Source organism: Asticcacaulis excentricus CB 48, assembly GCF_000175215.2.
In the GTDB taxonomy this organism is placed as follows: domain Bacteria; phylum Pseudomonadota; class Alphaproteobacteria; order Caulobacterales; family Caulobacteraceae; genus Asticcacaulis; species Asticcacaulis excentricus.
In genome coordinates this window covers 652,093-679,087 of record NC_014817.1, presented here as the reverse complement: position 1 = coordinate 679,087, position 26,995 = coordinate 652,093, and the positions used below count along the sequence as shown (strand labels likewise).

Annotated in this window: 21 protein-coding genes; 11 read left to right on the top strand and 10 right to left on the bottom strand. The window is 61.7% G+C overall.

The annotated features are described in order from the left end of the window. The first annotated feature begins 117 nt into the window (after positions 1-117). The 3 genes from rpoB to ASTEX_RS14840 all read left to right on the top strand — a co-directional run bounded on the left by rpoB (position 118) and on the right by ASTEX_RS14840 (position 9,286). Positions 118-4,191 carry a DNA-directed RNA polymerase subunit beta gene (rpoB, locus tag ASTEX_RS14850; RefSeq protein WP_013480450.1) on the top strand — a complete coding sequence of 1,358 codons (4,074 nt, stop codon included), beginning with the start codon at positions 118-120 and terminating at the stop codon, positions 4,189-4,191. A gap of 122 nt (positions 4,192-4,313) precedes the next feature. Continuing rightward, complete coding sequence (gene rpoC, locus ASTEX_RS14845) at positions 4,314-8,498, top strand: DNA-directed RNA polymerase subunit beta' (protein WP_013480449.1); 4,185 nt, start codon at positions 4,314-4,316, stop codon at positions 8,496-8,498. A gap of 89 nt (positions 8,499-8,587) precedes the next feature. Then, positions 8,588-9,286: a hypothetical protein gene (locus ASTEX_RS14840; RefSeq protein ID WP_041659391.1), complete on the top strand. Its 699-nt coding sequence runs from the start codon at positions 8,588-8,590 to the stop codon at positions 9,284-9,286. A gap of 4 nt (positions 9,287-9,290) precedes the next feature. Here the strand turns inward: ASTEX_RS14840 and ASTEX_RS14835 are convergent, their stop codons facing one another. Further along, positions 9,291-10,475 (bottom strand): BaiN/RdsA family NAD(P)/FAD-dependent oxidoreductase, encoded by a 1,185-nt coding sequence (locus ASTEX_RS14835; RefSeq protein ID WP_013480447.1) that lies wholly within the window; start codon positions 10,473-10,475, stop codon positions 9,291-9,293. A gap of 126 nt (positions 10,476-10,601) precedes the next feature. Here ASTEX_RS14835 and ASTEX_RS14830 point away from each other — a divergent pair, with 126 nt between their 5' ends. Then, entirely contained in the window at positions 10,602-10,907 is a 306-nt protein-coding gene (locus tag ASTEX_RS14830) for an SCP2 sterol-binding domain-containing protein (RefSeq protein WP_013480446.1), read from the top strand. Positions 10,908-10,940: 33 nt separating this feature from the next. Here ASTEX_RS14830 and ASTEX_RS14825 read toward each other — a convergent pair whose 3' ends face one another. Together ASTEX_RS14825 and ASTEX_RS14820 are read right to left on the bottom strand one after the other, a co-directional pair. Further along, a complete protein-coding gene (locus tag ASTEX_RS14825; protein WP_013480445.1) occupies positions 10,941-11,630 on the bottom strand; it encodes an MBL fold metallo-hydrolase in 690 nt (229 codons plus the stop codon). 72 nt (positions 11,631-11,702) lie between these two features. Next, entirely contained in the window at positions 11,703-13,343 is a 1,641-nt protein-coding gene (locus ASTEX_RS14820; protein WP_013480444.1) for an amino acid permease, read from the bottom strand. A gap of 193 nt (positions 13,344-13,536) precedes the next feature. On the opposite strand from ASTEX_RS14820, the gene hrpB reads away from it, so the two are divergent. Further along, positions 13,537-16,014 (top strand): ATP-dependent helicase HrpB, encoded by a 2,478-nt coding sequence (hrpB, locus tag ASTEX_RS14815; protein WP_013480443.1) that lies wholly within the window; start codon positions 13,537-13,539, stop codon positions 16,012-16,014. A 42-nt stretch (positions 16,015-16,056) separates the two neighbouring features. Next, positions 16,057-16,713, top strand: a complete 657-nt coding sequence (locus ASTEX_RS14810; RefSeq protein ID WP_013480442.1) for a glutathione S-transferase family protein — start codon at positions 16,057-16,059, stop codon at positions 16,711-16,713. Here ASTEX_RS14810 and ASTEX_RS20570 read toward each other — a convergent pair. The 6 genes from ASTEX_RS20570 to ASTEX_RS20370 all read right to left on the bottom strand — a co-directional run bounded on the left by ASTEX_RS20570 (position 16,704) and on the right by ASTEX_RS20370 (position 20,543). After that, entirely contained in the window at positions 16,704-16,847 is a 144-nt protein-coding gene (locus ASTEX_RS20570) for a hypothetical protein (RefSeq protein WP_013480441.1), read from the bottom strand. The genes ASTEX_RS14810 and ASTEX_RS20570 overlap by 10 nt on opposite strands. 39 nt (positions 16,848-16,886) lie before the next feature. After that, complete coding sequence (locus tag ASTEX_RS20565; RefSeq protein WP_013480440.1) at positions 16,887-17,027, bottom strand: hypothetical protein; 141 nt, start codon at positions 17,025-17,027, stop codon at positions 16,887-16,889. A 278-nt stretch (positions 17,028-17,305) separates the two neighbouring features. Then, the gene (locus tag ASTEX_RS14805) at positions 17,306-18,100 is read right to left on the bottom strand and encodes a TrmH family RNA methyltransferase (RefSeq protein WP_013480439.1); all 795 of its coding nucleotides are present in this window, start codon (positions 18,098-18,100) and stop codon (positions 17,306-17,308) included. Positions 18,101-18,104: 4 nt separating this feature from the next. After that, positions 18,105-19,037 carry a class I SAM-dependent methyltransferase gene (locus ASTEX_RS14800; RefSeq protein ID WP_013480438.1) on the bottom strand — a complete coding sequence of 311 codons (933 nt, stop codon included), beginning with the start codon at positions 19,035-19,037 and terminating at the stop codon, positions 18,105-18,107. Positions 19,038-19,087: 50 nt separating this feature from the next. After that, positions 19,088-20,050, bottom strand: coding sequence for a glycosyltransferase family 2 protein (locus ASTEX_RS14795; protein WP_483458059.1), 963 nt, complete (start codon positions 20,048-20,050; stop codon positions 19,088-19,090). Positions 20,051-20,057: 7 nt separating this feature from the next. Next, entirely contained in the window at positions 20,058-20,543 is a 486-nt protein-coding gene (locus ASTEX_RS20370; protein ID WP_144004749.1) for a hypothetical protein, read from the bottom strand. Positions 20,544-20,703: 160 nt separating this feature from the next. Between ASTEX_RS20370 and ASTEX_RS14790 the strand changes: the two genes are divergently transcribed. The 3 genes from ASTEX_RS14790 to ASTEX_RS14780 are packed head-to-tail and all read left to right on the top strand — an operon-like array spanning position 20,704 to position 23,176. Further along, the gene (locus tag ASTEX_RS14790; protein ID WP_144004748.1) at positions 20,704-21,423 is read left to right on the top strand and encodes a TroA family protein; all 720 of its coding nucleotides are present in this window, start codon (positions 20,704-20,706) and stop codon (positions 21,421-21,423) included. After that, entirely contained in the window at positions 21,420-22,400 is a 981-nt protein-coding gene (locus tag ASTEX_RS14785) for a FecCD family ABC transporter permease (protein WP_013480436.1), read from the top strand. Before ASTEX_RS14790 ends, ASTEX_RS14785 begins: the two co-directional genes overlap by 4 nt. Then, on the top strand, positions 22,397-23,176 hold the full coding sequence (locus tag ASTEX_RS14780) for an ABC transporter ATP-binding protein (protein ID WP_013480435.1): 780 nt from the start codon (positions 22,397-22,399) through the stop codon (positions 23,174-23,176). Before ASTEX_RS14785 ends, ASTEX_RS14780 begins: the two co-directional genes overlap by 4 nt. Here the strand turns inward: ASTEX_RS14780 and ASTEX_RS14775 are convergent. Continuing rightward, the gene (locus tag ASTEX_RS14775; protein ID WP_245532574.1) at positions 23,139-25,298 is read right to left on the bottom strand and encodes a lytic transglycosylase domain-containing protein; all 2,160 of its coding nucleotides are present in this window, start codon (positions 25,296-25,298) and stop codon (positions 23,139-23,141) included. The genes ASTEX_RS14780 and ASTEX_RS14775 overlap by 38 nt on opposite strands. A gap of 280 nt (positions 25,299-25,578) precedes the next feature. Here ASTEX_RS14775 and dapA point away from each other — a divergent pair, with 280 nt between their 5' ends. Continuing rightward, a complete protein-coding gene (dapA, locus tag ASTEX_RS14770; protein ID WP_013480433.1) occupies positions 25,579-26,472 on the top strand; it encodes a 4-hydroxy-tetrahydrodipicolinate synthase in 894 nt (297 codons plus the stop codon). A 1-nt stretch (position 26,473) separates the two neighbouring features. After that, complete coding sequence (smpB, locus tag ASTEX_RS14765; protein ID WP_013480432.1) at positions 26,474-26,950, top strand: SsrA-binding protein SmpB; 477 nt, start codon at positions 26,474-26,476, stop codon at positions 26,948-26,950. Positions 26,951-26,995: the final 45 nt, after the last annotated feature.

Below are 26,995 nucleotides of genomic sequence, written 5' to 3'. Positions count from 1 at the left end.
AGCGTCTTTGGCCGCCAATCGGTCATAAAAGAGCGGGCGCATCCAACTGTTTCTCAATGCCCCACCCGGGGTCTCTCGACACATTCACTGCGTCTTAAACGCTTTACAGGAACAACGATGGCCTTATCGTTCACCGAAAAGAAGCGGATTCGGAAGTCTTTTGGCCGAATCCCCGAAGCGATCCGTATGCCGAACCTGATCGAGGTTCAGCGCTCCTCCTACGAACAATTCCTGCAACGTTTCGTCCGCGCTTCGGAGCGCGTTGACGACGGTCTGGAGGCTGTGTTCAAGAGCGTCTTCCCGGTCAAGGATTTCAACGAGCGTGCGACCCTCGAATACGTCTCTTACGAGTTCGAAGAGCCGAAATACGACGTCGAAGAGTGCATTCAGCGCGACATCACCTATGCCGCCCCGCTGAAGGTCAAGCTGCGCCTGATCGTGTTTGAAACGGACGAGGACACGGGTGCCCGTTCGGTAAAGGATATCAAGGAGCAGGACGTTTATATGGGCGATATCCCGCTCATGACGGACAAGGGCACCTTTATCGTCAACGGCACCGAGCGCGTGATCGTGTCGCAGATGCACCGTTCGCCGGGCGTCTTCTTCGACCACGACAAGGGCAAGACCCATTCGTCGGGTAAGCTCCTGTTCGGCGCGCGCATCATTCCGTACCGTGGCTCGTGGCTCGATTTCGAATTCGACGCCAAGGACATCGTCTATGTGCGTATCGACCGTCGCCGCAAGCTGCCCGCCACGACCTTCCTGTCTGCCCTGGGCATGGACGGCGAAGAAATCCTCACCACCTTCTACGACGTTGTGCCCTATGAGAAGCGCGATGCCGGTTGGGTCACGCCGTACAAGTTCGAGCGCTGGCGCGGTGTGAAGCCGGAATTCGACCTGATCGACGCCGATAGCGGTGAAGTGGTCGCGCAGGCCGGGACCAAGATTTCGGCGCGTACCGCCAAAAAGCTGGGCGACACGGTGAAGGCGCTGTTGCTGTCGCCGGACGCCCTGAATGGCAAGTATCTGGCGCGCGATGCGGTCAATTTTGAGACCGGTGAAATCTACGCCGAAGCCGGTGACGAGCTTGATCCTGCCGCCATCAAGGTGCTGGAAGAGCAGGGCTTCACCACCATTGATGTGCTCGATATCGACCATGTGACCGTGGGCGCCTATCTGCGCAACACGCTGCGCGTCGATAAGAACACCTCGCGTGAAGATGCGCTGTTCGACATTTATCGCGTCATGCGTCCGGGCGAGCCGCCCACGATCGAAGCCGCCGAAGCCATGTTCCAGGGCCTGTTCTTCGAACTGGAGCGCTACGACCTGTCGGCCGTGGGTCGCGTCAAAATGAACATGCGTCTTGAGCAGGACGTCGCCGACTCTGAGCGCACCCTGCGCAAGGATGACATTCTGAAGATCCTGCGCATCCTGATCGGTCTGCGCGATGGTCGCGGCGAAATCGACGATATCGACAACCTCGGTAACCGTCGCGTGCGTTCGGTGGGCGAGTTGCTGGAAAACCAGTACCGCGTCGGCCTGCTGCGCATGGAACGCGCCATCAAGGAGCGCATGTCGTCGGTTGATATCGACACCGTCATGCCACACGACCTGATCAACGCCAAGCCGGCTGCGGCCGCGGTGCGTGAATTCTTTGGTTCGTCGCAGCTCTCGCAGTTCATGGACCAGACGAACCCGCTGTCGGAAATCACGCACAAGCGTCGTCTGTCGGCCCTTGGGCCGGGCGGTCTGACGCGCGAACGCGCGGGCTTCGAAGTCCGCGACGTGCACCCGACCCACTATGGCCGTATCTGCCCGATTGAAACGCCGGAAGGCCCGAACATCGGCCTGATCAACTCACTGGCCACCCATGCCCGCGTCAACAAGTACGGCTTCATCGAAAGCCCGTACCGCAAGGTCATCGACGGCAAGCCGCAGGACGAAGTCGTCTATATGTCGGCGATGGAAGAGTCCAAGCACGTCATCGCTCAGGCCAATATCAAGCTGGGTGACGAAGGTATTGTCGAAGACCTCGTGCCGGGCCGCGTCAACGGCGAACCGGGCCTGCAACCGGCCCCGACCGTCGATTACATGGACGTGTCGCCGAAGCAGGTCGTTTCGGTCGCCGCCGCCCTGATCCCGTTCCTCGAAAACGACGACGCCAACCGCGCGCTGATGGGTTCGAACATGCAGCGTCAGGCCGTGCCGCTGGTGAAGGCGGATGCGCCCTTCGTCGGCACCGGCATGGAATCGGTCGTCGCCCGCGACTCCGGGGCTACCATTGCCGCCCGCCGTACCGGCGTGATCGAGCAGGTGGACGCCACCCGTATCGTCGTGCGCGCCACGGATGAACTCGACCCCACCAAGCCGGGCGTCGATATCTATCGTCTGTCGAAGTTCCAGCGTTCCAACCAGAACACCTGTATCAACCAGCGTCCGATCGTGAACGTCGGTGACAAGGTGTCGGCCGGTGACATCATCGCCGACGGTCCGTCTACCGACCTCGGCGATCTGGCTCTGGGCCGCAACGTCCTCGTGGCCTTCATGCCGTGGAACGGCTACAACTTCGAAGACTCGATCCTGATTTCCGAACGCATCGTGCGCGACGACATCTTCACCTCTATCCACCTGGAAGAGTTTGAAGTCATGGCCCGCGATACGAAGCTTGGGCCGGAAGAAATCACCCGCGACATCCCGAACGTCGGCGAAGAAGCCCTGCGAAACCTCGACGAGGCCGGTATCGTGGCTATCGGTGCCGAAGTGCAACCGGGCGACATTCTCGTCGGTAAGGTCACGCCGAAGGGCGAAAGCCCGATGACACCGGAAGAAAAGCTGCTGCGCGCCATCTTCGGTGAAAAGGCGTCAGACGTGCGCGATACGAGCTTGCGTCTGCCCCCCGGCGTCGCCGGTACCATCGTTGAAGTCCGCGTCTTTAACCGTCACGGTGTGGACAAGGACGAACGCGCTATGGCTATCGAGCGCGCCGAAATCGAGCGTCTGGGCAAGGACCGCGACGATGAACTGTCGATCCTTGAGCGCAACATCTATGGCCGCCTGAAGGAAGTCATCCTCGGTCAGACCGCCGTTTCGGGCCCGAAGGGTCTGGGTCGCGGTGAAATCACCGAAGAGAAGCTCTCCGAAATCTCGAAGGGCCTGTGGTGGCAGATCGCCCTCGAAGACGAGAAGCTGATGGGCGAACTGGAGGCCATGAAGCGCCAGTTCGAAGAGGCCCGCAAGCGTCTGGACCGTCGCTTCGAGGACAAGGTCGAAAAGCTGCAACGCGGCGACGAATTGCCGCCGGGCGTCATGAAGATGGTCAAGGTCTTCGTGGCCGTGAAGCGCAAGCTTCAGCCGGGCGACAAGATGGCCGGCCGTCACGGCAACAAGGGGGTTATCTCCAAGATCCTACCCGTCGAAGACATGCCGTTCCTCGCCGATGGTGAGCACGTCGATATCGTGCTGAACCCGCTGGGCGTGCCGTCGCGCATGAACGTCGGTCAGATCTTCGAAACCCACCTCGGCTGGGCCTGCGCCAATATCGGCAAGCAGATCACCAACCTGCTCGAAGAGTGGCAGAACGGCGGTCAGAAGCAGGCGCTTATCGACCACCTGAAGGGTGCCTATGGTGCCGATCAGGAACTGCCGGAAACGGAAGAAGAGCTGATTCAGCTGGCGAAGAACCTCGCGCGCGGCGTGCCGATCGCGACCCCGGTCTTCGACGGTGCGCACATCAACGACATCGAGAACATGCTTGAGTTTGCGGGTCTCGATCGTTCGGGTCAGTCGATCCTGTACGATGGTCTGACGGGTGAGCAGTTCAAGCGTCCGGTCACCGTCGGCATCATCTACATGCTGAAGCTGCACCACCTTGTCGATGATAAGATCCACGCACGCTCCATCGGGCCATACTCGCTCGTCACCCAGCAGCCGCTGGGCGGTAAGGCGCAGTTCGGCGGTCAGCGCTTCGGGGAAATGGAGGTCTGGGCTCTGGAAGCCTATGGTGCCGCCTATACCCTGCAAGAAATGCTGACCGTGAAGTCGGACGACGTGGCCGGCCGGACCAAGGTGTACGAAGCCATCGTCCGCGGCGATGACAGCTTCGAAGCCGGTATCCCGGAAAGCTTCAACGTCCTGATCAAGGAAATGCGTTCGCTGGGTCTGAACGTGGAACTGGAAAACGGGCAGGGATAATCCTGACCTTCGCCTACGCTCCTCCCCTGCGCAGCGGGGGAGGGGGACCACGAAGTGGTGGAGGGGGCCTGCCCCCCGCATCGCTGCCCACTAAGTTCTAATGACGGAAAGCTGGAATTCATATGAACCAGGAAGTCCTCAATATCTTCAATCCGGTCCAGGTCGCCCCGACCTTCGACCAGATCCGCATCACCCTGGCCTCGCCCGAAAAGATCCTGTCGTGGTCGTTCGGTGAGATCAAGAAGCCGGAAACCATCAACTACCGCACGTTCAAGCCGGAACGTGACGGCCTATTCTGCGCCCGTATCTTCGGACCGACCAAGGACTACGAATGCCTGTGCGGCAAGTACAAGCGCATGAAGTACAAGGGCATTATCTGCGAAAAGTGCGGCGTCGAAGTGACCCTGTCGCGCGTTCGCCGTGAACGCATGGGCCATATTGAGCTGGCGTCGCCGGTCGCGCACATCTGGTTCCTGAAGTCGCTGCCGTCGCGCATCGCCATGTTCCTCGATATGGCGCTGAAAGACGTTGAGCGTGTTCTGTACTTTGAAAACTACATCGTCACCGAGCCGGGCCTGACGCCGCTGAAGCTCAACTCGCTGCTCAGCGAAGACGAGTACTATCGCTATCAGGAAGAGTTCGGCGACGACAGCTTCACCGCGGAAATCGGGGCCGAAGCCATCCGTAACATGCTGATGTCGATGGACCTCAACGAGGTCGCCGACAAGCTGCGCGCTGAGCTGGCCGACAATCCGTCGGAAATGAAGGCCAAGAAGGCGTCCAAGCGCCTCAAGCTGATCGAAAACTTCATCGAATCCGGCAACCGTCCGGAATGGATGGTGCTGACGGTCGTGCCGGTCATCCCGCCGGAACTGCGCCCGCTGGTGCCGCTGGACGGTGGCCGTTTTGCCACCTCGGACCTCAACGACCTCTATCGCCGCGTCATCAACCGGAACAACCGTCTGAAGCGCCTGATGGAACTGCGCGCGCCGGACATCATCATCCGCAACGAAAAGCGGATGTTGCAGGAATCGGTCGATGCCCTTTTCGATAACGGCCGTCGCGGTCGCGTCATCACTGGCGCCAACAAGCGTCCGCTGAAGTCGCTGGCCGACATGCTGAAGGGTAAGCAGGGTCGCTTCCGTCAGAACCTGCTCGGCAAGCGCGTGGACTATTCCGGTCGTTCGGTTATCACCGTCGGTCCGGAACTGAAGCTGCACGAATGCGGCCTGCCAAAGAAGATGGCGCTGGAACTGTTCAAGCCCTTCATCTATGCGCGTCTCGACGCCAAGGGCCTTTCGGGCACCGTGAAGCAGTCCAAGCGCATGGTCGAGCGCGAGCAGCCGCAGGTGTGGGATATCCTCGAAGAGGTCATCCGCGAACACCCGGTCCTGCTCAACCGCGCCCCGACGCTGCACCGCCTCGGCATTCAGGCCTTTGAGCCGAAGCTGATCGAAGGCAAGGCGATCCGTCTGCACCCGCTCGTCTGTTCGGCCTTCAACGCCGACTTCGACGGTGACCAGATGGCCGTCCACGTGCCTCTGTCGCTCGAAGCTCAGCTCGAAGCGCGCGTGCTGATGATGTCCACCAACAACATCCTCAGCCCCGCCAACGGCAAGCCGATCATCGTGCCGTCGCAGGACATCGTGCTGGGTCTCTACTACCTGTCGCTGGTCAAGGACGGTGAGCTGGGTGAAGGCATGATCTTCGCCGATCTCAACGAAATCCAGTCCGCGCTCGACGCTGGCGTCGTCTCCATGCACGCCAAGGTCAAGTGCCGCTTCACCGAAGTGGACCCGGACGGTGTTCAGCGTACCCGCGTCATCGACACGACGCCGGGCCGCATGAAAATCGCTGCCCTGCTGCCGCTGCACGCCTCCATCGGCGTCCGCGTTCTGGAAAAGAACCTGACCAAGAAGGAAATTGGCAACCTGATCGATGTGGTCTATCGCCACTGCGGTCAGAAGGCGACGGTGATCTTCGCCGACCAGATGATGGCTCTGGGCTTCAAGGAAGCCGCCCGCGCCGGTATCTCGTTCGGCAAGGACGACATCGTTATCCCCGAAACCAAGCACGGCATCGTCGAAGAGACGCGCAAGCTGGTGGAAGAATACGAGCAGCAATACGCCGACGGTCTGATCACCAAGGGTGAAAAGTACAACAAGGTGGTTGACGCCTGGTCCAAGGCGACCGACCGAGTGTCGGACGAGATGATGAAGGAAATCAGCCGCAAGCTGAAGACCGACGATGGCCGTGAAAAAGAGATCAACTCGATCTACATGATGGCCAACTCCGGTGCCCGTGGTTCGCAGGCCCAGATGAAGCAGCTCGGCGGAATGCGCGGCCTGATGGCCAAGCCGGACGGTTCGATCATCGAAACGCCGATCATCTCGAACTTCAAGGAAGGCCTGACCGTTCTTGAGTACTTCAACTCGACCCACGGTGCCCGTAAGGGTCTGGCCGATACCGCGCTGAAGACCGCCAACTCCGGTTACCTGACCCGTCGTCTCGTTGACGTGGCTCAGGACTGCATCATCATGGAAGAGGACTGCGGCACGACCAAGGGCATCACCATGCGCGCCGTCGTCGAAGGCGGTGACGTGCTGGTGTCTCTGGGCGCGCGCGTCCTCGGTCGGACCACGGCCGAAGACATCAAGGACGTCGCTTCGGGCGAAGTCGTTGTCCCGGCCGACACCTATGTCGATGAAAACGTCGTCGAACAGATCGAAGCCTCCGGCGTTCAGTCGGTCAAGGTGCGCTCGGTCCTCACCTGTGAGGCCGAACAGGGCACCTGCGCCGCCTGCTACGGTCGTGACCTGGCCCGCGGCACCCGCGTCAATATGGGTGAAGCGGTCGGCGTCATCGCTGCGCAGTCGATCGGTGAACCGGGCACCCAGCTCACCATGCGTACCTTCCACATCGGCGGTACGGCTCAGGTGGCCGAGCAGTCCTTCTATGAGACGACTTCGGATGGCGTGATCAAGCTGTCGGCGGCTCCGACCGTCCGCGGCTCGCACGGTGACCTGATCTCCATGTCGCGCAACCTGATCATCACCATCTTCCACGATGGCAAGGATCGCGAAACCTATAAGGTGCCTTACGGCTCGCGTCTGCGCGTCGAAGAAGGCACCGAGGTCAAGAAGGGCCAGCGTCTGGCGGAGTGGGACCCCTATACCACCCCGATCATCACCGAAGTCGGCGGTAAGATCCGCTTCGAAGACCTGACCGAAGGTCAGTCGGTCCGCGAGGAAACCGACGAAGCCACCGGCATCACCAACCGCGTCGTCACCGACTTCCGCGCTTCTTCGCGCGCGGCGGATCTGCGTCCGACCCTGGGTCTGATCGACGATGCCGGCGCTTACAAGCGTCTGTCGAACGGGGCCGAAGCCCGCTACCTGCTGCCGGTCGGGGCCATTCTCTCCGTCGGCAATGGGGACGAGGTCCGTCCGGGTGAAATCATCGCCCGTATCCCGACCGAAGGCGCCAAGACCCGCGACATCACCGGCGGTCTGCCGCGCGTCGCCGAACTGTTCGAAGCCCGCCGTCCGAAGGACTGCGCCGTCATCGCTGAAATGGATGGCCGCGTTGAATTTGGCCGCGATTACAAGAACAAGCGCCGCATCAAGATCACCCCGGAGGACGGTGGCGAACCCGTCGAATTCCTGATCCCGAAGGGCAAGCATATCTCCGTCCACGACGGCGATATCATCCAGAAGGGCGACTACATCATCGACGGCAACCCCGATCCGCACGATCTGCTGCGTATTCAGGGCGTCGAGGCGCTGGCCGAATACCTCGTCAACGAGGTGCAGGAAGTCTATCGCCTGCAAGGCGTGCCGATCAACGACAAGCACATCGAAGTCGTGGTCCGTCAGATGCTGCAAAAGGTCGAAATCCTGGAGCCCGGCGATACCGGCCTCATCAAGGGCGATCAGCTCGACAAGGGCGAAGTGGAAGCCGAGAACCTCAAGGCCGAAAAGCGTGGCGGTCGTCCGGCCCTCACGGCTCCGGTCCTGCTCGGTATCACCAAGGCCTCGCTCAACACCAAGAGCTTCTTCTCGGCCGCTTCGTTCCAGGAAACGACGCGCGTTCTGACCGAAGCCTCGGTGCAAGGCAAGATCGACACGCTCGACGGTCTGAAGGAAAACGTCATCGTTGGCCGTCTGATCCCGGTCGGCACCGGCGCCTACCTGCGTCGTCTGCAACGCATCGCCCTGAAGCGCGACGAGGCTCTGGCCCATCAGCGCGAAGAGACGATGGAACCGCTGCCGGCGGAAGTCCTGCTCGAAGGCCCTGCCGCCGAGTAAGCAGGGGCTTTGCCCCTGCACCCATAACCGGGTGCAGACGGTTCTTGCCATAGCAAAATCGGCCTCCGGGGTTCGCTCCGGAGGCTTTTTTGTGCTATTTTGCAGACGAGTTTTACGAGGAGGGGGACTTGGCTGCGCATATTGAACCTGTCGATAGCGAAGACCTTACGGATGCCGTGGCCCGGATAGAGACGGCTGCAAATTTTCAACTCCCGGCAGATGCGTTTGCCTCTGACCACGAACTTACCCTTGGCGAGGTGTTTGACAGACTTTGGGACGGATTGCCGGAGTCTGAAAAGCGAGGCGGTAAGTGCCCTACGTTTCTGGTCTTTCTGAGAATCAAGCAGTGGTGTGCGGCTCAGGGTTACGCCGTCCGGCCAGATACCCTCTTGAGCGGTTTACAAGACTTCGACTACGGCAAATTTCGCTCGGATTTTCGGCGGGCAGGTTGGGTGACAGGCCCCCACGATGGCGGATTAAGTTTTTACGCTGGCTGTCTGGCTGCTTTTATAGCCGCCTATATTCTGTGGCCGATAAGCGGTCTTGACCTATTCTGGGCCTTGGTGGTCTTCATCGTGAGCGCGTATGCCGTAGGCCAGCTCAATATCACAATCGGTATGCCGAAGGCGTGGACAGTGGCTCAGCTAACGCGACACGTCGCTTATCACAATATCGACCGGCTTCGTCGTGAGGGTGCTTCTTTACATCGGAAGTTCATCTGGGGCTATTTTGATGAGCATTTGGACGCAGGAAAAGGACGCCTGCGGCGCGAGGCGCCTCTCATCTAAAACATCACAGCGCCTGTCCCGCGGCCCAGCCCGAAGACCACGCCCACTGAAAATTATAGCCGCCTAACCAGCCGGTGACATCCAGCGCTTCGCCAATGATGAACAGGCCCGGACAGAGCTGGCTTTCCATGGTTTGCGATGACACTTGGGTGGTATCGACCCCGCCGACCGTGACCTCGGCGGTGCGGTAGCCTTCGGTGCCGTCGGGGATCAGTGCCCACGGCTGCATCAGGGCCGTCAGCGCGCTTAAGCGCTTGTCTGAAAGGTCGGCAATGCGCGTCTCAGGGGCGATGATCGTCACCTCCAGAATGCGCTCGCTGAGGCGTGTGGGCACAAGGTCGGGCAGGACATTGCCGATATGCTGGCGCGGTGTGGATTGGCGGCGCTCTTTCAAAACCGCCAGGGCGTCGGTGCCGGGCAGGAGGTCGATTTCCACCGTCTGACCCGGTGTCCAGAAGGAAGAAATCTGCAACATGGCCGGCCCCGACAGGCCGCGGTGGGTAAACAGGAAGCCATCCTCAAACATCGTTTTGCCGATGCGGGCACGCGCCTGAAGAGAGACGCCGGAAAGCCCTGAAATATAATCAAGTTTCTGCCCGCCGAGTGTAAAGGGCACAAGGCCCGCACGTGGGGTAATAAGCCCGTGCCCAAAGCGCTGCGCCACCTCATAGGCAAAGCCCGTCGCGCCCATCTTGGGGATGGACAGCCCGCCCGTGGCCAGCACCAGCTTCGTCGTCTCGATCACACCATCGGGCAGGGACAGACGAAACCCCTGTGGTGTCTGGTCGAGCCCCTGCACCGGGCTTTGCAGCCACAGTTCGCCGCCGTGGGCGCGCAGATCACCCAGCAGCATGTCGATGATGTCCTTGGCCGAGTTGTCGCAAAACAACTGACCTTCGGTCTTGTGATGATAGGGGATGTGGTGCGCGATCACACGATCAAGAAAATCCCAGGGCCCGAACCGTTTGAGCGCCGATTTGCAGAAGTGCGGGTTTTGCGACAGGTAGTGTTTGGGCGCGGCTTCAAGGTGCGTAAAGTTGCAGCGCCCGCCGCCGGAAATGCGAATCTTCTCTGCCGGGGCGCGCGCATGGTCGATGACGACCACCTTGCGGCCGCGCTTCGCCGCTTCGATGCCGCACATCAATCCGGCGGCACCGGCCCCGATTATGACCGCATCAAAGCTACGCATGGACTTATCCCGAAAAATTTACCGCGACCTGACGCTTGGTCACGCTTGTGTCTGAAAAAATTGCCGTTAAGGTCAAGCCCGATGGCGTCAACTCAAGCGCCTTACACACACTCAGAGGAAATGACCATGTCCGATCTGGCCGCCATTACGCAAAAAATCACCGCCGCCGTGGGCGAAAACTCCGGTCTGGGCAAGATTGTCAAGCTGGACTTCGGTGACGATGGCAAAATCCTGATCAATGCCGCCAATGTGCCGAACGTCGTCTCCAACGAAGACGGCCCCGCCGATACCACGGTTGTCGTCTCCATCGACAACCTGAAGGCGCTGGCGCAGGGTCAACTCGATCCGATGATGGCCTTCATGCAGGGCAAGCTGAAGATCATCGGCGACATGGGCATTGCCCAGAAGCTGGTGCCGCTGCTGAAAGGCTAAACCTTGAAAACCCCGCTTCGGCGGGGTTTTTTGTTACCCCGGCCCCGACCGGTTAGGCTCTGACTGCGCGATCACGCGGTCGCCGACGAAGGGATTGTGCGCGCGTTCGGCTGCGAAACTCGACATCGGGCCATGGCCACAGACGAACTGCACATCCCCCAGCGGCCACAGACGCGTGGTGATGGCATTGATCAGGTCGGTATGGTTTCCGCGCGGAAAGTCGGTGCGTCCGATCGAGCCGCGGAACAGGATGTCTCCCACCTGAGCGAACTGGCTTTCGGGGTGGTAGAAGATGACGTGGCCCGGTGTATGGCCGGGGCAGTGGATCACCTGCCATTCGGTTTCGCCCAAAGTCACTGTGTCACCGTGCGTGAGCCAGCGCGTCGGCTCGAAACTTCGGGCGTCATAAATGCCCCAGCGTTTGGCGTCTTCCGGGATGCGCTCGATCCAGAAGCGGTCGTCTGCGTGCGGGCCTTCGATGGGCGCCCCTGTCGCTTCATGCAGGGCCTGCGTCCCACCCGCGTGGTCGGCATGGCCGTGCGTCACCCAGATTTTCTCAATCGTCAGGCCGCGCCGCTGGATTTCGGCCAGCACCGGCTTGATATCGCCGCCGGGGTCGATCACGGCCGCCTTATGGGTCTTCGTACACCACACCACGGTACAGTTCTGCTGAAGCGGTGTGACGGGGGCGACAAACAGGCGGATAGGGGGTTCGGCGGTCATCGGGTTTCCGGCAATGAAAAGGCTCCGGCCAGATATGACCGGAGCCTTGATAAACTACAAGCCTCAGACGGCCTATTTCACGTCATCGACGCCCTTGCCGAAGGCTTCGGCCGGAGATGCCAGATCGGTGTCTTCGGTAATGTCGATGCCCTTGGCCAGCTTCGACTGCCAGAAACCGTAGAGGGCATAGATCAGCGCGCCGACGATGGCGTAGACCACCAGAATGGTCAGCGGCAGGGTGTTGCCCTTCATGGCGTGATCGACCATCGGCGCAAAGTTCTGCCAGGCGAGGAATAGACAGGCGAGAATGCCGAGGACCGCCGTGAAGATACCACCGGGCACTTTGAACGGACGCTCCATTTCCGGGTGGGTAATGCGCAGGAAGATCACCGAGAAGCAGACGATCGAGAAGGCGACCGCCGTACCCAGCGACACCAGATCACCCAGCAGGCTGATCGGCAGGAAGGCCGCCGCAATGGCGATCATGATGCCCAGAACGATGGTGCCCAGCCACGGCGTGCGGAACTTCGGGTGGATCTTGGCGAAGACGGCGGGGATCAGGCCGTCGCGCGCCATGGTGTAGAAGATGCGGGTCTGACCGAAGCACAGGACCAGCATCACCGATGACAGGCCGGCCACAGCGCCGATTTTGATCAGCAGGCTGATGGCGTTCATGGTGCCGGATTCTGTCCAAGGGGCCGAAAAGTCGGCCCAGGTCAGGGCCATACGGTCGATAGCCACCGCGATTGGGGCGGGGCTGGCCAGTTCCTTGTAAGGAACAACGCCGGTCATGACAGCGGCCACGGCCATGTAGATGAGGGTACAGATGATCAGCGCCCCCAGAATGCCGACGGGCACATCGCGCGACGGGTTTTTGGCTTCGGCGGCGGCGGTGGACACGGCTTCGAAGCCGACATAGGCGAAGAAGATGATGGCCGCGCCACGGAAGATGCCGCTGATGCCAAACTCGCCCGGATTGCCGGTCGGCTCAGGGATGAAGGGGTGCCAGTTGGCCGGATTGATATAGGTGACGCCCACCGCGATGAAGGCCAGAAGCACGATGATCTTCAGGACGACGATGGCGTTGTTGACATTGGCCGATTCCGACACGCCCAGAATCAGCAGGCCCGTCACCAGAGCAATACCGATGGCGGCGATCAGGTTGAAGGTGCCGGTCATCATCATAGTAGTGTGCCCGGAGTCATTGGTCACGGCCTGAACCAGCGGCGTCGCCCACATGGCCGCCGGGTGCGAGGGGTCGCCTCCCGCCAGAGCTGGTAGGTGGACCCCAAAATCTGCCAGAAGACTGACCACATAGCCGGACCATCCGACGGCGACGGTCGATGCGGCGATGCCGTATTCCAGCACCAGCAGCCAGCCCATGATCCACGCGAAGACTTCGCCCATCGTGCCATAGGCATAGGTATAGGCCGAGCCCGATACCGGCATGGTCGAGGACAGTTCGGCATAACAAAGGCCGGCAAGCGCGCAGGCTATACCGGCCACAACGAAGGAAATCATGATCGCCGGACCGGCATTGGCCGAAGCGACCTGTCCGGTCAGGACGAAGATACCGGCGCCGATAATGGCCCCGACGCCCAGAGACATCAGGTTGATCGGGCCGAGCGTGCGCTTGAGCGGGCTCTTGGCCGCTTCCGCCTGAATCTTGGCGATGGACTTTTTCAGGCCCAGCCGAGCAAATATATTGGACATGCGTCCCCCAAATGGTGCGACAGAAGGGGCTGCGCCCTGACGCAAACCCTTAACGAAACCGTGACGCTAACGTCATCTTGTCGCTTTGGCAACGACATATATTTACACATTTCGCGCCTTGCGTCTGCAAACTGTTTGGGATTGCCGACAAAGGACGCTCACACTTTGCCCCAAATCGGAGTAGATGAGGCATATGCTGCCTATCGAAGAGATTTTTGTGCCGCTGAGGGCTTTTCTGGCTGAGCGCACGACCGCCATCCTGATTGCACCGCCGGGGGCGGGGAAGACGACGGGCGTGCCTTTGGCCCTGCTGGATGAGGCGTGGCTGGCCGGGCAAAAGATCGTCATGCTTGAGCCGCGACGGCTGGCGGCGCGGGCGGCGGCCATGCGTATGGCCGAGGTCTTAGGCGAGCCTGTGGGGCAGACGGTCGGCTACCGCGTGCGCGGCGACAGCCGGGTATCGAAACAGACGCGCATCGAAGTCGTCACCGAAGGGGTGTTTTCGCGGCTGATTGTCGATGATCCGGCGCTGGACGGCATTGGCTGCGTCATTTTCGATGAATTTCACGAACGCAGCCTCGAAGCTGATCTGGGGCTGGCCTTCGCCCGCGACAGCCAGAGCGTCCTGCGCGACGATCTGCGCCTGCTTGTCATGTCGGCGACACTGGATGGGGAGCGCGTCCGGGGCGTCCTGCCCGATGCCGAGGTGTTTCATTCGCTGGGCCGCGCCTTTCCGGTGACCACCCACTATACCGGCCGCGATCAGACTCTGCGGCTGGAAGAGGATGTAGCGAAGGTCGTGGCGCGTGTCGCGGCCAAGCTAACACCGGAGCGCGCCGAGACGATGCTGGTCTTCCTGCCGGGGCAGGGTGAAATCCACCGCGTGGCGACGCTGCTGGCCGAAAAGAGCCTGTCTCCGGCCATTGAGGTGCACAAGCTCTATGGCGCGATGGAGGCGAAGGACCAGACGCGCGTGCTGGCCAAAAACGCCCCCGCCACACCGCGCATCGTGCTGGCCACGGCCATTGCCGAAACCTCGCTGACGCTCGACAAGGTGTCGATGGTGGTCGATAGCGGCGTGGCGCGGTTGGGGCGCTTCGATGCGGCGCGCGGTGTGGTGCGCATGGTGACCGAGCGCGTGTCGAAGGCCGCCGCTGATCAGCGGCGCGGACGGGCCGGGCGGACGCAGGCGGGCGACTGCTACCGACTGTGGGACGAAGAAAACGATCGGTCGCTGATCCCCTTTGCGCGACCGGAAATCCTCGATACCGACCTGTCGCGGCTGGTGCTCGACCTGCGCGTGTGGGGCGCAAAATCGACCGAGGGGCTGGCTTTGCTCGACCACCCGCCCAAAGCCGCTTTGCAGGAAGCCGAGAAGGTGTTGCGCGGGCTGGACATTCTTGATGCGAAGGGAGAGGTGACGCCGCACGGGCGGCTGGTCGGGCGGCTTCCAATGTCGCCGCGTCTGGGGCACATGCTGTTGCTGGCGGCGCGCGACGGTCTGAGCGATCAGGGGGCGGCGCTTGCCGTGCTGTTGTCGGAAAACGGTCTGGCGGGCAAGGCGACCGACCTCGATTTGCGGCTGGAGGGCCTGTCGAAGGAGCGTTCGCCCAAGGTGACGCAGGCGCGGCAACTGGCGCAGACCTGGGCGCGGCTGGCCGGGCAACTGGTGCGTGATCTGCCGAAGGATGCAAAATCCGCACAAACCTCCGTCAAATCGGTCCACGCCCTGCTGGCCGAATGTTTCCCGGAGCGTGTGGCCAAGGCGAGGGGGAAGGCCGGAGAATTTGTCATGGCCAACGGGCGCGGCGTCTATGTCGATGAACACGATCCGCTGGCGCGAGCGGCCTATGTGGCGGTGGGTGATCTGGGCGGTGGGGCCGGGCGCGACCGCGTGCTGCTGGGGGCGGCCCTGAGCGAGGCCGAGGTGCTGACCCTGTTTGCCGACCGGCTCGAAAAGCGCACTGTGCTGGAGCGCTTTAATGGCCGCTATCGCGCGCTGGCGCAGGTGCGGTTCGGTGAACTGATCCTGTCGAGCCAGCCTTTACCCTCAGTGCCGCCGGAATTGCTGATTGAAGCTGAGGCTGAGGAAATCCGCACCAAGGGTCTGAAAGTACTAAAGTTTTCCGAAAATGCCGAAAGCTTGCGCGCGCGGGTCAATTTTCTGCACGCACAGGACTCCACCTGGCCCGATATGTCGGATGAGGCTCTCCTGAGCGGTCTGGCCGACTGGCTGGGGCCCTACGCGGCGGGGCGGCCATTGCTGTCGCTAAGTGCCAGCGACGTATCTCAGGCCCTGCTGGGGCGGCTCGATTACGAGCAGCAACGCGCACTCGATGCACTGGCGCCCGAACACTGGCGGATGCCGACAGGGTCGAATATCCGCATCGACTATGGGGCCGAAGGCGGGCCGCGGCTGGAGGTGCGGGTGCAGGAACTATATGGCGTGACGCAGCACCCCGTGGTGGGACCGCAGCGGACGCCGCTGACGCTCGCCCTGTTGTCGCCGGCGCATCGGCCTATCCAGATTACCAAAAACCTGCCCGCCTTCTGGGACGGCTCATGGGCGGAGGTGCGCAGCGATATGAAGGGCCGCTATCCGCGTCACGTCTGGCCGGAAAACCCGCGCGATGCTGACCCCACGACGCGGGCCAAGCCGCGCGGCACGTAAAACCATGATCTCACCCCCCACGTATAAGCCACAGGAGTTGCCATGATCACCGTCCATCACCTGAATAATTCGCGTTCGCAGCGCGTGCTGTGGCTTCTGGAAGAACTGGGTCTCGACTATGAGATCGTGCGTTATCAGCGCGATCCGGACATGTTCGCGCCGCCCGAACTGAAGGCCATCCATCCGCTCGGCAAGTCGCCGGTAATCACGGATAACGGCCTGACCATCGCCGAAACGGGTGCGATTGTGGACTATATTCTGGAAACCTATGGCCAAGGGCGTCTGGTACCCGCAGACCCGAAGGCGCGGCTTCTGATGCGCTACTGGCTGCACTATGCCGAAGGGTCGGCCATGCCGCTATTGCTGCTGAAACTAATCACCAGCCAGCTTCCGGCCAGGGTGCCGGGGCTGATCCGCCCGATAGCCGGGCTGATCGCCAAGGGATTAGAAGCCAAGATGGTCACGCCGGGTCTGAAGACACATCTGGCCTTCTGGGAGGCGTCCCTGAAAGACACCGGCTGGTTTGCGGGCAATGCGTTGAGCGCCGCCGACATCATGATGAGCTTCCCGGTCGAGGCGGCGGTGAGCCGCGCCGGGGCGGGACAGAACGCGCTGTTGCGGGGCTTCGTCGAACGTATCCACGCCCGCGACGCCTATCAACGCGCCCTGTCCCGTGGCGGGCCTTACGACTACGCCTGAGTCTTGGTCGTCGTCGTCTTGGTTTCGTGGTTGTGGATGGGCTTTGACTGATCGTCCTTGACGATGACGACGCAGCCCGACAGGCTGGCGGCGAGGACTGTGAGGGCGGCCACTTTGAGCATAAGCGATTTCATGTCTGATCTTTCTGGGTAAAGGGAGGAAGGAACGGCGGTTTATCCGCGCGTTTTAAGGGTAAGAGCGCTTTTGGGCTGCAAGGCCTGGCTGTCGTCGGCCTTCCCTTCCAGATACATCAGGCATCCGGAAAGCGTCACGGCCAAGGCCGCTACCGCCAGATGTTTCAAGGTCAGTTTCATTGGTGTTGATCCCATTAGTGATACAGGGGACCAAGCACCCAGCCCAAGCCCCACCTAAGACATACTGCCCTGAATCTGAACGCAAACTGAATGACAAATATGTAATGAAACCCGTCGGTTCGATAGACAGGCTCATACCAACTGCGATTGATTTGACTGTGTCGCTGTTGGCAATGGCGACTGCCCGCCCGAGCCTATGCGAGGAGCCATGCGGCGCGTGAGCTGAAAAAATGCTTATACCAGCGGTCATTCTTATGACCGCTGGTATAAGAGGTGGGTTACAGGCCGCAGGCGGCGTAAATCATAATGCCAGTGGCCACCGACAGGTTGAGGCTGTCGGCGCGCCCCCGCATCGGGATCTTGACGTGCAGATCGCAGGTATCGGCAATCTCCGGTGTCAGGCCCGACTGTTCGGTGCCCATCAGTAACAGGGTCGGGCGCTTGTACGGCGCGCTGCGGTGATCGTGTTTGGCGGTCAGTAGCGTGCCGACGACCGAACCCGTCCAGCGGCCGCGATCGGCGATAAATTCTTCGCGCGTGCACTTGACGATGGGCAGAGCGAAGATCGAACCCATGGTGGCGCGCACGGTTTCGACGCTGAACGGATCGACGCAGTCACCGATCAGGATGACGCCGCCAATGGCCGCCGCGTCGGCGGTGCGGATGATGGTCCCCAGATTGCCGGGATCACGCACCTGCTCCAGCGCCACCCAAACCTCATGGCTGTCCGGGTCGATCTCTGACAAACGCCGGATGCGCTGAGCAAAGACCGCCAGCACCATCTGCGGGTTTTCCTTGCGCGAGATTTTTTCGAGGATGTCACGTGTGACCTCCAGCACCTGACCGCGGGCTTTCAGCGTCTCGTCAATGGCGCGCTGAAGCAGCGGGTGATGGTCGGCGTCCTTGCCATAAATCAGGATTTGCGGCGCAATCCCCTGATCCAGCGCGTCGATAATGATCTTCAGACCCTCGGCCAGAAACTGCCTGGTGGCCTCGCGCTCCTTGCGCATGTGCAGGGCTCGGATGTCCTTGATCGTCTGGTTAGTTAGGGAGGTAATCTGCTTTATAGACATGAGCTTAGACCGGGTCCTTTATCCAGCGCGCAAAGAAGGACATGCCGAATTCACGCGGGGCGACCGGGGATGCCTTTGCGCCCTTCGGCGTCTTCGGGTCTTCGCACAGGGTCAGTTCACCATAGTCGATGCGGCCGGGACGCCGGCCAATGGTTTCGGCCATCAGGTGTGCCAGAGCCGGCCCTGAGACGCGCGCCGCATAGGCATTAAGCAGGAAGAAGGCCGCGTCATCTGACAGAAGCTGCGCGCACAATTCGAGCAGTTCGGGCAGGTCTTCGAACAGCCGCCATACCTCGCCGGTTGGGCCGCGCCCATATTTCGGCGGATCGAGAATAATGCCTTCGTATTTCGAGCCACGCTTGACCTCGCGCTGCACGTATTTGCGGGCGTCTTCGACGATCCAGCGTATCGGGGCGTCCGCCATGCCCGACAGGGCGGCATTGTCGCGGGCATAGGCGACGGACTTTTTGGAGGCATCAACGTGGGTGACGCGCGCCCCGGCGGCCGCACAAACCAGACTGGCCACGCCGGTATAGCCAAACAGATTGAGGACGCGCGGCTGATCGTTGCGCGCTTCGATGGCGGTTTTCTGCCACGCCCAGTTGGCGGCCTGTTCCGGGAAGAAGGCAAGGTGACGGAAGGCGGTGAAGCGGCCATAAAATTTGACGCGGTCATAGCCCAAGGCCCATTGCTCGTCCGGGCGGCGGCGGAACGACCAGCGACCACCATCCTCGTCCTCGTTTTCGGCGTCGAAAACCGCGTCGGCCTTGTCCCACAGGTCTGGATATTTCGGCGACCACCAGCATTGCGGCTCTGGCCGGATGACCAGATAGTCGCCATATCGTTCCAGCTTAAGCCCCTTGCCGGAATCAATCAGGGCATAGTCGCGCCACGGTTGGGTGCGCAGGGTCAGGGGTGTCGGGCTGATCTCGGTCATGCGCTGGCCATACCGCCCGCCGCCGTCCGCGTCAAATCCTCCTGTCAAACCTATGAAGGGTTTGTAATCGCGCCCTCGGTTGGCGCGTGTTCCGTCTTGTCCCAGTGGAAGGGATGCGCCATGAGTTGATAGAGGGCAAACAAGGCACCGAAGGATTGCAGGCCCCAATAGACGGGCAGGCTCAGGCGATCCCACAGGCTGAGTTTCAAACCGGCGCGGCTGGCTCCGGTATCGAGCGCGATCTGCGCAAAGCCCCGCCCGCACATGAGAAGGGTCAGATCGGGCAAGCCTACGCCACCGAGATCGGGCTGCCACAGATGCAATAATCCCTGACAGAGCGTCAGAGCCATAAACGGGGCGTAGAACAGAGCCGAGAAGACGTTCAAACCGAGACTGAACATCAGGCCAAGGGCCGTCATGACGGGTAAATCGCTAAGGCTGCGGGTATGCACCAGCAGGGTTTGCATATGGCCCTTAATCCAGCGCGTGCGCTGAGGCAGCCAGGTCCGGGTATCCTCAGGGGGGCTTTCGCGGGTCGGGGCGTCAATCAGGCCGCAGCCATAGCCAAGCCGAACCAGACGATAGGCCAGATCGGCGTCTTCGGTGACATTGTGGGCATCCCAGGCCCCGGCGGCCTTTAGCGCTGGGGCGCGAAAATGATTGCTGGTGCCGCCCAGTGGGAAGGTCAGGCCGAAGTGGTGCAGGGCCGGCAACAGCATGTCGAATTGCACGGCGTATTCGGCGGCGAACTGTCGGGCGATGAAGCCGCGTGATCCGGCAGGCCTCAATGGGGCCTGAAGGCAGGCGATGTGTGCGGGCAGATCGGCAAAAGCGGCGGCCGCTTCGCGCAACTGCGACGGTGCCGGGATGTCCTCGGCATCATAGATGGCCAACAGATCACCACATGCGCGGTACAGCGCAAGGTTCAGGGCGCGCGGCTTGGTGAGGGGTATGCCGCTTTCGACCCGGACAACTCGCATATGGTGACGCCGCGGATGGAGGTCGCGATCCAGAAGGGGCTCAAACGCAATCAGCGTCTCTGCATCGTCGTCTTCGAGAGTAAACAGAATTTCCAGCCGGTGACGCGGAGTCGAGGGCTTCGAGGGCGGTGATCAGTTGCGGCGCGATGGCCGCTTCCGTGTACAGCGCGACAATCACCGTATAAACAGGCAGTTGGCTATCGGGCAGGGGCGGTGCTGTATGCGGTCTGCGGGGGGTAAGAGAGGCGGTCAGTCTGAGGGTCGCGTTTGTCATGAATAGCGCCCAGCACAGCCCATAAAGACATTGCTTCATCGCATCAAACGCCAGCCACAGACCGCTTATCAACGAAAGGCTTAACACCATCAGCGCTGCCCACTGCCAGACGACCGGGGGTGTTTGCGCTGAAAAACGCGGATCAAGCGCCGCTATGCCTCTTGCGGAATCGGAGACGACGTATAGGTTCGGCCGCGCACTGTCGGCGAGGGCCGTCTGTTCGACGGCTATGCGTTTAGGTTCCGGCGGCATGTTTCCCCCCACGGCCTCAGGGGGACAGCTTAAGACCGAAAATGAGCCTGTGGATAACTAATCTAGGGTGGTAAACAGGTTGAGAAATATCGCCTTTAGATTGGTTTTTTGTTGGGTGTGCCTTCTTGCGTGTGCCGCAGAAGCCAAACCCCTGCGTGTCGTGTCTCTGGATATGTGTGCCGATCAGTACGCGCTGGCCCTCCTGCCCTCCGACCATATCCTCAGCCTGTCGCCACGCGCCCGCCATCAGGACAGTTTTTACCGCGCGCGGGTCGGGGCGATCCCGATGCGCCGCCCGACGCTGGAGGCGCTGCTGGCGCTGAAACCCGATGCCCTTGTCCGCACCTGGGGCGGTGATGCCCGACTGATCAAACAGGCACAGGCGCACGGTATAAAAATCATTCAGATCAATGATGTTTCAACCTTCTCTGAGGCGGGTCCTGAAGTCGAAAAGGTCGCCGCGCAACTGGGCGTGGCGCACGCCGGTGCAGGCGAAGCGCAAAGCATGGCGGCGGCTCTGGCGCGGGTGTCGGTACCGCAACATCCGCGAAACGTCCTCTACTACACGCCCTCAGGCTTTTCGGCGGGGGCCTCAACCTGGGTGGGGCAGATCATCGACGCGACCGGGCACAGGCTGGTGGCGTCACAGCCTTATTTTTATTACCTTTCGCCTGAGATGTTTTTGAACGAAAAGGCGGATGTCTATGCGCTCGGCTTCTATGATGATGCCTATGCTATGCGCCGCGCACCGGGGCGGCATCCACTGGTGCGGGGGCGTATCGAGCGGGCGGCGCATGTGACCATCCCCAGCCCGATGCTGGCGTGCAGTGCGTGGTATGTGGCGTTTGGCCTGCCTGAACTGGCGGAGAGAATATCTTGAAAATATGGATTATTCTTACCCTTTTGGCGGCCCTGTTGCTGGTCCTGCTGATGGGCATGGGCGAGGTGACCCTGAGCCCCGCTGACTATGCCCAGGCCTTGCGCGCGCCCGGCAGTCTGGCCGGAGACATCCTGTGGCAGATCCGCCTGCCGCGTAATCTGTGCGCGCTGCTGGTCGGGGCTATGCTGGGGGTGGCCGGCTCGGTGGCGCAGGGCTATTTCCGCAACCCGCTGGCCGAACCCGGTCTGATGGGCGTGTCGGGCGGCGCTGGTCTGGGGGCCGCGGTCGCCATCGTGCTGGGGCAGGGCCTGACGCCCGGCGCAGTTGAAGGGTTTGCCCTGCTATTCGCAGGTGGTGTGTCGCTGATTATTCTGGCCTTTGTCAGCCGCTTCCCCGACCGTCAGGCCCTGATCCTTCTGGGGGTCGGCTTGTCGAGCCTGACCGGCGCGCTGATGGCGCTGGTGTTTAACCTGTCGCCGTCGCCGGTAACGACCGCTGAAATTCTCGGCTGGATGATGGGGTCGGTCGAAAACCGTAGCTGGACCGACGCAGGCATGGCGGCGGGTGGACTTGTTGTCTCGGCGCTGCTGTTGTGGCGGGTCGGGCCGGGCCTGCGGCTCCTGACGCTCGGCGAAGACACGGCGCGCTCTCAGGGCGTCGATCTGCGCCAACTGGCGGCGCTGTCGGTTGTCGCCATCAGCGTGCTGGCCGGGCTGGCCGTCGCCGTGTCGGGGGTGATCGGCTTCGTTGGGCTGGCCGCGCCACATCTGGTGCGCGGTCTGGGTGTGCGCGACCCCTATCGGCTGATCGCGCCCTCCGGACTGGCGGGTGGGGTGATGGTGCTGCTGGCCGATGGTGCGGTGCGCCTGCTGCCGACCTCGACGGATATTCGACTGGGGGTGCTCACCTCGCTCATCGGCGCGCCCCTGTTCGCGCTTCTGGCGTGGAAAAGCGCGAAGGAATGGGTGCAGGGATGATCGAGACACAAAGCCTCAGCGTCCGTCTGGCGCAAACCGAAGCCGTCTCCGACGTGTCTGTGCGCTTCGAGCCGGGGCGCATTTACGGCCTTGTCGGGCCGAACGGGTCGGGCAAGACGACGCTTTTGCGGGCGCTGGCGGGGTTGGTCGCGCCGTCGGAGGGAGTAGTGCGGATCGACGATCACGCCCTGTCGTCCCTGTCCCTGTCTGAGCGCGCGGCCCGGATTGGCTACCTGCCGCAGACGCGCAGCATAAGCTGGGACCTGACGGTGCGCGAGATTGTGCAGCTAGGGGCGCAGCGGTTTCGCGATGCCGAGGTGCGCGCCGAGGCGGCCCTGACTGAGGTCGGTTTAAGCGCAGTGGCGCATCGGCGGGTCTTTTCGCTGTCCGGCGGCCAGGCGGCGCGGGTGTTGCTGGCCCGGCTTCTGGCGACGGACTGTCAGGTTCTGCTGCTCGATGAACCTCTGACGGCGCTCGATCCGGCGTGGCAGCGTCAGGGGTTGGGGGTGCTGAAGGCCGCCGCCGCACGCGGCCATGTGGTGATCGCCAGCCTGCACGATCTGGGGCTGGCGGCCGCCTTCTGCGATTCGGTGTGCGTTATGCACGACGGGCGCATGGCAGGCTCTGGCGCGCCCGAACAGGCCTTCACGCCGGCCTTACTGGCTGAGGTTTTTCACCTGAACGGTGGGTTCCGCGCCAGTGATGACGGCCCCGCCCTGCACCTTGCGGCACATCCGGTCAGTTCCCCGACGTCGCTTTCAGATCATTATAGTTGACCGGGCCGGTCGGCAGGCTGCCCGTATCTTCGCTATCGCCCGTCTGCGGCGTGTAGGCGATGATCATACCGCGTTTCAGGTCGGCCATCGGCGTCAGGGGCGCGGTGCCGCCATTGAGGCGGGCGCGGTAGACGGCGTTGTTTTCCATCACGCGCATCATGTAGTTGCGCGTTTCGGTAAAGGGCGCGCACTCGATAAAGGCGATGGGGTCGGCTGTTTCGCCGCGCGGATCGCCGCAGTCGATGATCCACTGTGGCGGGCGGTTCGGCCCGGCATTGTAGCCAGCGGCGGCCATGACGTAGGACCCGCCGAAGCGATCCACCAGTTCACCCAGGTGATAGGCCCCCAACTGCATATTGTAGTCGGGATCATACAGCATCGAGTCGGAGTAGGTCAGCGACATGCGCCGCGCCACGCCCTTTGCGGTCGGGGGGATAAGCTGCATCATGCCGCGCGCATTGGCACCAGAGCGCACCATCGGATCAAAGCCCGATTCCTGACGCGTGATGGCCAGTACAAAAGACCCTTCGGGTGATTTGACGGCGGGCAGGGCGCGCAGCGGATAGGCGCGTTCGGGAAGGTAGAAGCCGCGTTGCTGAGAGACGCGCGCCACGCGCATGGTCAGATCCTGCGTCCCATAGGTCCCGGCCAGATCGACCAGCAGGGCCTGCTCCTCTGCGGACGGCAAAACGTCGTCCAGCGCCAGAATCAGGGCGTTGAACAGGTCACGTTCGCCCGTTTGCCCCAGAATCTTTGCCGCCTTGACCATGTCACGGTTCTCAAAACGCGCCCGGTCGGCAGCGGTCGGCACGGGGTCTTTGCCTAGGGTGATGGCCTTCACGCCGGCTTTTTCGGCGGCGAGTTGTCCGTAGAAGGCGTAGATGAACTGACCGCCTTCGACGAAATGGGCCCTGGCCTTTTCGGCATCACCGGCTTGCGCGCGGGCCTCATAGGCGCGGCCGAGCCAGTAATGAGCGCGGCTGCGGGTTATGGGCGAGGTGCCGGCTTCGCGCACCTTTTCAAAATGCGGCAGGGCCAGATCGGGGCGGTTCAAGCGGATCAGGGCCGTCCATCCGGCGAAGAACTCGCCCTCGGCCTTCTTTTCGCCGTTGGGGAAGCCGCCGCCATTCATGGCCTCATAGGCGGCCTGATAGTTGCGGGCCTTCAAAGCGGTGCGGAAATAGGACAGGCGCTCAACCCACAGATTGCTCATGGCGGCGTCCGAGGCCGGGGCAGGCGGCAGGTCGGCCAGCAGACCAAAGCCCAGCGTCTCCAGCTTGGCGCGGCGCAGTGAACGCAGGCGCTCATAGGCCAGCACAGGGTTGCGCGGACTTATGGCCAGCGCCTGCTCGTACAGGGTGACACCCGCCGCCGAGCCTGAGCGCAGGGCCATAGCGGCCGTGGCCACCTTTCGGCTGGTCTCATCAACCAGCGGCAGCATGGCATTGGTGGCCGGACCTTGCGTGCCCAGCAACAAGGTGGTGAGGCGCGCCTTGTGGTCCTCTGTCGTCAGGTAGCGTCCGAAGCTGGCCTGAAAGCGCGACTGATCGGTCGCATCAAAGGCCTGATCGCGCCACCATGCGCGCGCCAGTGCTGAGGCTTCGGCTGTCTGACCCACGCGCTCACAGGCGCTGATCAGGGCCATGGCCCCATCGACCGACAGGGGCGGCGCGCCCTTGAACCAGTCGATGGTCTGCTGCGGCGTCAGACTTCCATTCCCGATCTGCTTTTCGGCTGCCAACTGGCGCTTTTGCTCGCGCGGCCAGCCCCACAGATCGCGACGCGCCCCGTCGAGCGCCGCAAAACCATAAATGTCGCCGTCATTATTGATAATGGCCCACTGCACGATCTTGCGCGCCACCGGATCGCTTAAGCTGCCGCGTAGCGACTCAGCCAGAGTGAAATTCTTGCTGCGTGCCGCCTCCAGCGCCTGTTTCAGCGTGGCGCGGTCGGCTTCGGTGATAAGCCCCACCTGATAGGGACGGGGGGCCGATGCCGTATCCTGCGCCAGAACGGGCGAAAGGGCGGTGCCCGCCGTCAACGCAATCAGGGCCGCTCCGCCCATCCAGCGGCACCACGATGTTACCGAGCGCGCATTGAATGTCCGGAAAGCCTTGGTCATCACAAAATCCTTAAGCATAAGCTGGCGGTCATAATGGCCATACATGACGGCACAATTATGTGTCCGGGTTTTTTACCGTGATTTCCGCGGTGCGGTGGTCACGCTTCGATCACAAAAACCGTCAGAGCGAACATAACGGCGTCATGGTGCGGATATTTCCGCCCGACGCAAGTCGCGCCTTATTCCGACGTTTCTTTTTACAAAGTCGTTGCAGCAAATCCATTGTGGTTTTAAGGCTCATCCCCACATTTTGATCTGCTTTATCCGGATGATGACCTCCATGTCGAACCTTGATGCCCTGCCCCTGTTTTCCGGCGTAATTACCGCGCTGGTGACGCCGTTCAAAAACGGTGAGGTGGACTATGCGGCGTTCAAACAGTTGGTTGAGACGCAGATAAAGGCGGGTGTGCATGGTCTGGTGCCTGTGGGCACGACGGGCGAAACCTCGACCCTGTCGATGGAGGAGCACAAGGAAATCGTGCGCCTGTGCATCGAAGTCGCCGCCGGGCGCGTCAAGGTCATTGCCGGAGCCGGGTCGAACAATACGGCCGAAGCGCTGGAGTTGGCGCGTCACGCCAAGACGGTCGGCGCGGATGCCGTGCTGGTCGTCGTGCCTTATTACAACAAGCCGTCTCAGGAAGGTTTGTATCAGCATTTCAAGGCGCTGAACGATTCGGTTGAGATACCGGTGATGCTCTATAATGTGCCCGGCCGCACGGTGATCGACATCACAAATGACACCATTGTGCGCCTGTCGAAGCTGCCCAACATCGTTGGCATCAAGGATGCCACCGGTGATCTGGTGCGCATGAGCCAGTTGCGCATCGCCATCGAACCGGGCTTCTCGTTTATCTCCGGCGATGATCCGACGCTTCTGGGCTATATGGCCCACGGCGGCCACGGGGTGATTTCGGTGACCTCCAACGTCGCGCCAGCCGAGATGGTAGCTCTGTATAATGCCGCGAAGGCAGGCGATTTCGCCACTGCCCGCACCTGGCAGGACAAGCTGATCCAACTGCATAAGGTGCTGTTTGCGGACGCGTCTCCGTCCCCTACCAAATACGCCCTGAGCCGTCTGGGTCAGACGACCGACGAGGTGCGCCTGCCCATCGTGCCCTGCGCCGAGGCGGTGCGGCCGCTGGTCGATGAGGCGATGAAAGCCGCGGGGCTCTGACTTGGCCGAGAAAGAGCAATCCAATTATAAGGTCATCGCCGATAACCGGCGGGCCCGTTTCGACTATTTCCTCGAAAACAACACCGAGGCGGGCATCGTCCTGACCGGCACCGAGGTCAAGTCGCTGCGTCAGGGCCGCGCCAATATCGCCGAATCGTACGTCTCGATCGAGAATGGCGATGAGCTGGTGCTGATCAATGCCGATATTCCGCATTACGGCTTTGCCAACCGCTTCAACCATGAGCCGCGCCGCCATCGCAAATTGTTGATGCACCGGCGTGAGATAGCGCGCTTTATGATTGCCGTGCAGCGCGAAGGCATGACCATCGTGCCGACCAAGCTCTATTTCAACGATAAGGGCAGGGTGAAGGTCGAGATTGCCCTGGCCAAGGGCAAGAAGCTGCATGACAAGCGCGAGACCGAGGCCAAGCGCGACTGGGGCCGCGAAAAGGCCCGCCTGCTCAAGGATCACGGCTAAAAAAGCCCGGCCGTATGAACTGACCCCATAAAGTTGGACGGTTTA